General features: G+C 56.4%; 1 pseudogene. It reads right to left on the bottom strand.

What is annotated here, in order from left to right:
- Positions 1 to 234: pseudogene (locus CUZ56_RS15590) on the bottom strand (sugar ABC transporter permease); the annotation flags it as partial.

Here is a 234-nt window from a genome sequence, read left to right on the forward strand (position 1 = left end):
GACAGAATGATCACGTTGAACCCGATCGACGCCCACAACCCAAACAGGGCAACAGCGAACAACGCCCATCCAGGTGACACCAGCCAGTAGGGAGGATCGGAGACCCCCACGCTCCGAAGAATCTGGTTGAGCAGACCAAACTGACCGTTGTAGACGATCTTCCACACCTGAGCGACGGCCATCGGCATGGCAAGGTATGGCATGAAGTAGAGGATCCGGTACAGTCCCTTGAAC

The organism is Saezia sanguinis (genome assembly GCF_003991585.1).
Taxonomy (GTDB): domain Bacteria; phylum Pseudomonadota; class Gammaproteobacteria; order Burkholderiales; family Burkholderiaceae_C; genus Saezia; species Saezia sanguinis.